7 protein-coding genes and 1 tRNA gene are annotated in these 4,706 nt (G+C 39.4%); 7 read left to right on the top strand and 1 reads right to left on the bottom strand.

Features of this window, described 5'->3' with window-relative positions:
• The first annotated feature begins 275 nt into the window (after nucleotides 1–275).
• The 4 genes from H5072_RS12090 to dcd all read left to right on the top strand — a co-directional run bounded on the left by H5072_RS12090 (nucleotide 276) and on the right by dcd (nucleotide 2,302).
• Nucleotides 276–644 carry a YacL family protein gene (locus H5072_RS12090; RefSeq protein ID WP_182693660.1) on the top strand — a complete coding sequence of 123 codons (369 nt, stop codon included), beginning with the start codon at nucleotides 276–278 and terminating at the stop codon, nucleotides 642–644.
• A gap of 97 nt (nucleotides 645–741) precedes the next feature.
• Nucleotides 742–1,197 (top strand): dUTP diphosphatase, encoded by a 456-nt coding sequence (gene dut / locus H5072_RS12095; protein WP_182693661.1) that lies wholly within the window; start codon nucleotides 742–744, stop codon nucleotides 1,195–1,197.
• 20 nt (nucleotides 1,198–1,217) lie between these two features.
• Entirely contained in the window at nucleotides 1,218–1,781 is a 564-nt protein-coding gene (locus tag H5072_RS12100) for a dCTP deaminase domain-containing protein (RefSeq protein ID WP_182693662.1), read from the top strand.
• Nucleotides 1,781–2,302 (top strand): dCTP deaminase, encoded by a 522-nt coding sequence (gene dcd, locus H5072_RS12105; RefSeq protein ID WP_182693663.1) that lies wholly within the window; start codon nucleotides 1,781–1,783, stop codon nucleotides 2,300–2,302. Before H5072_RS12100 ends, dcd begins: the two co-directional genes overlap by 1 nt.
• A gap of 38 nt (nucleotides 2,303–2,340) precedes the next feature.
• Here the strand turns inward: dcd and yrfG are convergent, their stop codons facing one another.
• Complete coding sequence (yrfG, locus tag H5072_RS12110) at nucleotides 2,341–2,988, bottom strand: GMP/IMP nucleotidase (RefSeq protein ID WP_182693664.1); 648 nt, start codon at nucleotides 2,986–2,988, stop codon at nucleotides 2,341–2,343.
• Nucleotides 2,989–3,049: 61 nt separating this feature from the next.
• Between yrfG and nudE the strand changes: the two genes are divergently transcribed.
• The 3 genes from nudE to H5072_RS12125 all read left to right on the top strand — a co-directional run bounded on the left by nudE (nucleotide 3,050) and on the right by H5072_RS12125 (nucleotide 4,631).
• Nucleotides 3,050–3,622, top strand: a complete 573-nt coding sequence (nudE, locus tag H5072_RS12115; protein ID WP_154903622.1) for an ADP compounds hydrolase NudE — start codon at nucleotides 3,050–3,052, stop codon at nucleotides 3,620–3,622.
• Nucleotides 3,615–4,418 (top strand): 3'(2'),5'-bisphosphate nucleotidase CysQ, encoded by an 804-nt coding sequence (gene cysQ, locus H5072_RS12120; protein WP_002963016.1) that lies wholly within the window; start codon nucleotides 3,615–3,617, stop codon nucleotides 4,416–4,418. The genes nudE and cysQ overlap by 8 nt, the downstream gene beginning before the upstream one ends.
• Nucleotides 4,419–4,554: 136 nt before the next feature.
• Nucleotides 4,555–4,631: transfer RNA gene (locus tag H5072_RS12125), tRNA-Met, on the top strand.
• The last annotated feature ends 75 nt before the right edge of the window (nucleotides 4,632–4,706 follow it).

Below are 4,706 nucleotides of genomic sequence, written 5' to 3' on the forward strand. Positions count from 1 at the left end.
GGGCAGTTAGTGCAAGGGCGTATTTTAGCGGCTATATTTTTTGCACTCGCTATTATAATAAGTTACGCACTAATTTATGTGCTTGTAGGCTTTGTACTTGTGCCTATTATTTACTTATGGTCGATTATTGACGCAGCGCGTTATAGATCGCGAAGTTAACGGCTTTAAAGTTGAGTAAAATAGCGCCCTTGTGGCGCTATTTTACTTTATATGTCCTGTGGTTTGCGGGCGTTTACGTATATAATTACGCAATTAAAGATTTACAGGCAAACCCTATGGAATATCAATTTATTCGCGACCCTATTAGTGGGCTACGTATTAAAATAAGCAGTGAACACGCTATTATTGGTCGCTGGCTAAACGAAGAAATAGGCAAAGACAAAGTAGCTATGGTGCAAGCGCTTATTGCATCGGTGAGTTCAAGCTATGAGCCGCTAACGCTAAAAGGCCAAGAAATAGATTTAATATTAACCAAAGACGAAGCACTATTTGAAGCCCATGCGCTTCATCAAGACAGTGAAGACCTAATAGCGTATCAAGATGACGATTTAGCGCTTGAAGAAAATGGTTTAAGTAGTGGTTGTGGCTTTGAAGATTTCATTGATTTAATTGATTCATGGGCTGAATTTACGACTTCACGATAAACATAATTAGCACACTAATAAAAATATACAGCAATGCACAATCAGCATTTTATCTGTATTATTCTGTTTATAAACTTATTCAAAGTAGAAAGTGAAAATGAGAAATATTGATTTAAAAATTATAGATAAGCGCCTAGGCACTGAATTCCCATTACCAAAATATGCAACAGAAGGTTCTGCTGGTATTGACCTTAGAGCTTGTATTGAAGCCGATCTAGTTTTAGAACCTGGGCAAGTTGAACTTATTCCATCTGGTTTTGCTGTACATATGAAAGATAATGGTCTTGCCGCGACTATAATCCCTCGCTCAGGATCTGGTCATAAGCATGGCTTAGTCATGGGTAATTTAGTTGGGCTTATTGACTCAGATTATCAAGGGCAAATATTTATTTCTCTTTGGAATCGCAGTAATAAAACATATACAGTTGAAGTGGGTGAAAGAATAGCTCAGCTTGTGTTTGTACCAATTGTACAAGTAGGTTTTAACGTTGTTAACGAATTTGATGCGACTGAGCGTGGAGAAGGTGGTTTTGGTAGTTCAGGTAAAAGCTAACTAAATACTAAGGATAGTCTATGATACTTGCAAAGGATTTAGAAAATAGAAGAATAGATATAGCTCCTCTGTGCACTGATTCGGCAGAGCAGGTTTCTGTTGATCTTAGTGTCGGCTCTATGTACAAGAAAGCTGGGGATTCTGATTGGAGAAATATCACAGATAAAGTCGTGATTTCGCCAAACAGTTGCTTACTTATCTGTACAGAACAGACAATAAAGATGCCGAATAATGCCTTTGCATTTTTGTCTTCTAAAGGAAGTCTTGGTGCGAAGGGAATCCTCGTCGCAAATACCAAGGTAGATCCTTTATTTGAAGGAAAGCTACACATACCGGTTTTTAACGTAGGTAATAAAAAAGTATCTTTATCAGCGAAGGATAAATTTTGCTCTCTGACTTTTTTGACGACAGAGCATCCAATTATTGGCGACAGTACCAGAAATGCTGTAAATATTGAACCTAGTGATACAAGTATAATTAAAGACTTCTTCAGTAACCATACACCGCATGTAATCACGGGAGTTGTGTCTATTTTAGCATCGCTAATGGCAGTTCTTTTAACATACCTACTTACAAAGGCATAATGATGATTCTGACACAAGTTGCACTTAGAGCTCTAGTTGAAAAGAATGCAGTGGTTAGAAGGAACCAGGATGTTGTTGTTGATACAACATCAATAGGGCTCCATTTAGATAATCAGTTTACTAAATATGCACCTTATGATGGTGAGGCTTTTACTCCACCAAGAAAAATGGAAACAACAACGACGACATTAGGTGAAGGACAAGACATTATTCTTCCGCCTAATGGTAAGTTGCTTGCGTGTACACAAGAAGAAATCGTATTACCTACTAACAAATTTGGATTGGTACAAACCAAGGGCTCAATTGCTCGAGGTTTTCTGTTTGCTCACGTGTGTGATGGTCAAATAGATCCTGGGTATAGAGGAAAAATTACTTTGGAATTAATTAATATGAGTGAATTTTACTATAAATTAGTACCAGGTATGCCTATAGCTTCTTTATTTCTTTTTGAAACGGACACTGATGTAGCAGGTTATGCTGGGCGCTATCAAAATTCAATGCACCCAACAGCCATGACTTAAAAGAGCATTACCAAAAAGCTAGTTTATCCAAAGTTGAGTTAAATAATCTTACGATAGTCGGTAACACTCAGGTAATCGGCTATTTCGTTATGTGGTTGTTGGCTATCAGGGTTAGCAACTGCCAGTAAGTGCTCGATGCCGTATTCTCGTGCGGCATTTAATACCGGCACACTGTCATCTACAAACAAAGTGCGCTGCTTATTAAACCCTAAGTCTTTTTGTACTTGGTGCCACAAACTTTGCTGCTCTTTACTTACTCCATATTCATGAGTAGACACTACACCATCTAGGTAGTTATCAATCGCTGTATGCTCAAATTTTAGCATGACGCTCTCAGGGTGGGCGTTGGTAAGTAAAATTAACTCTTTGCCTGCTTTTTTAAGCTCGGTTAAAAAATGAGGTACGTCTTCGCGCATTTTAATTAAATGCTGAGACTCTCGTTTAAGCTCCATTATAGGCAAGCTTAATTGCTGCTCCCAATAATCTAAACAATACCACTGTATTTGACCGTTCACAGCTTGATAGCGTTTTAAAATATCTGCTTTAGCTGCATCTAGGCTAATGCCTCTAGCTAATGCGTGTTGCGCAGGGATAACGTTAAGCCAAAAATGACTGTCGTAATGTAAATCGAGTAATGTTCCATCCATGTCGAGCAAAACGGTATCGATTTTTGACCAATTTAACATAGGAATTTCAACTTATAAGGTTTATTATTGAACTAACTGCCATGATAGCAAATTAACGCCAATGACACAGAAAAAGCACCCAACACCACCACAAATCCTCAGTAACAATGTTGTTGCTAAAAGTCGCCTGTTTACTGTGGAGTCTTTAGAGTTAAAGTTTTCTAATAACGAAGAGCGCCAGTATGAGCGAATTCGCGGCGGTGGCCGGGGAGCAGTGATGATTGTTCCGTTAAGTGCAGATAATGAGTTACTACTTGTACGTGAATACTGTGCGGGCACAAACAATTACCAGTTAGGTTTTCCTAAAGGCTTAATTGATCCGGGCGAAACCCCAGAGCAAGCTGCTAACAGAGAACTTAAAGAAGAAATTGGCTTTGGTGCTGAGTATTTTAAACCATTAAGAACAGTAACAATGGCGCCGAGTTACTTTAATGCCACTATGCATATTTTATTTGCTAAGCAATTATACCCACAAACCCTTATTGGCGACGAACCAGAGCCGCTTGTTGTTGTTAAGTGGCCATTAACTCAGTGGCAGTCATTATTAGACCAAGAAGATTTTACCGAAGCACGCAGTGTTGCAGCTTTGCTATTATTAGATAAGTATTTAGCGTCTGGAGCTGCCGATGAATAAATTAATCGAACCGTGTATTGAATTAGCTGAGCGTGCTGGCGATGCAATTATGGCCATTTATAAAAAAGGCGATATTGGCCAACAAGAGAAATCAGATAATACGCCTGTCACCAAAGCTGATTTAGCAGCAAATGACGTACTGGTTGCTGGATTAAAAGCACTTGCGCCCGATATCCCAATTATGTCGGAAGAAACACCTATACCAGCACTCGCCGACAGACAGGACTGGCAGCGTTATTGGTTGCTCGATCCGATGGATGGTACTGGCGAATTTATTTTAGAAAGTGGCGACTTTGCAGTAAACATTGCATTGATTGAAAATAATCACCCTGTGCTTGGTGTTATTCATTGGCCTGCAAAAGGTGTGACTTATTTTGCTACAGCTAAAAATGGTGCCTTTAAACGTGAAAACTCAATTGATAAGCAAATATCTGTAGCGCCGCCAGAGAGCTTGACGCTTGCAGTGAGCCGCCGCCAAAAAATAGAAGCGGTGAGTCAGTATTTAAATAGTCAGTTTACAACGATTGCTATTGGTTCGTGTTCTTTAAAAGCCTGTACTGTTGCAGAGGGCAAAGCAGATTGTTTTTTAAGAATTGGTCCAACGGGAGAGTGGGATACAGGTGCTTCACAAGTTATTGTTGAAGAAGCAGGTGGTTGTATTACCGATGCAGAATTCAATCCGCTAACGTACAACCAACGCGAGAGTACTGAGAACCCTGACTTTATAGTGATGGGACATCCAGACTGGGAATGGCAAAAAATGATTAATCCGCATCAAAGGTTGAGCGCAGAATAGCAATTTGATTGCTTTTTGTTCGGTTGAACAACTTTAATTAGTTTAGGCCTTGCATTAAATGTTTATTCCTATATAGTAGCGCTCTCTTCAAGGCAGGCTCGTAAATATTACGAAAATGTTTTAAAGAAATTACAGGCGCGGGATGGAGCAGTCTGGTAGCTCGTCGGGCTCATAACCCGAAGGTCGTCGGTTCAAATCCGGCTCCCGCAACCAATTTTTTATAAGATTTGGTTACTGTAAACTCTAGCTTAAGAGATAAAATAAAGTAGTCGATAGACTTAAAATATA

Origin of the sequence: Pseudoalteromonas sp. SR45-5, assembly GCF_014163565.1 — a bacterium.
GTDB classification, from domain to species: domain Bacteria; phylum Pseudomonadota; class Gammaproteobacteria; order Enterobacterales; family Alteromonadaceae; genus Pseudoalteromonas; species Pseudoalteromonas distincta.

Coding starts and splice junctions, on each gene's coding strand:
- H5072_RS12090 (WP_182693660.1), top strand. CDS start 276: ATGGAATATCAATTTATTCGCGACCCTATTAGTGGGCTACGTATTAAA.
- dut (WP_182693661.1), top strand. CDS start 742: ATGAGAAATATTGATTTAAAAATTATAGATAAGCGCCTAGGCACTGAA.
- H5072_RS12100 (WP_182693662.1), top strand. CDS start 1,218: ATGATACTTGCAAAGGATTTAGAAAATAGAAGAATAGATATAGCTCCT.
- dcd (WP_182693663.1), top strand. CDS start 1,781: ATGATGATTCTGACACAAGTTGCACTTAGAGCTCTAGTTGAAAAGAAT.
- yrfG (WP_182693664.1), bottom strand. CDS start 2,988: ATGTTAAATTGGTCAAAAATCGATACCGTTTTGCTCGACATGGATGGA.
- nudE (WP_154903622.1), top strand. CDS start 3,050: ATGACACAGAAAAAGCACCCAACACCACCACAAATCCTCAGTAACAAT.
- cysQ (WP_002963016.1), top strand. CDS start 3,615: ATGAATAAATTAATCGAACCGTGTATTGAATTAGCTGAGCGTGCTGGC.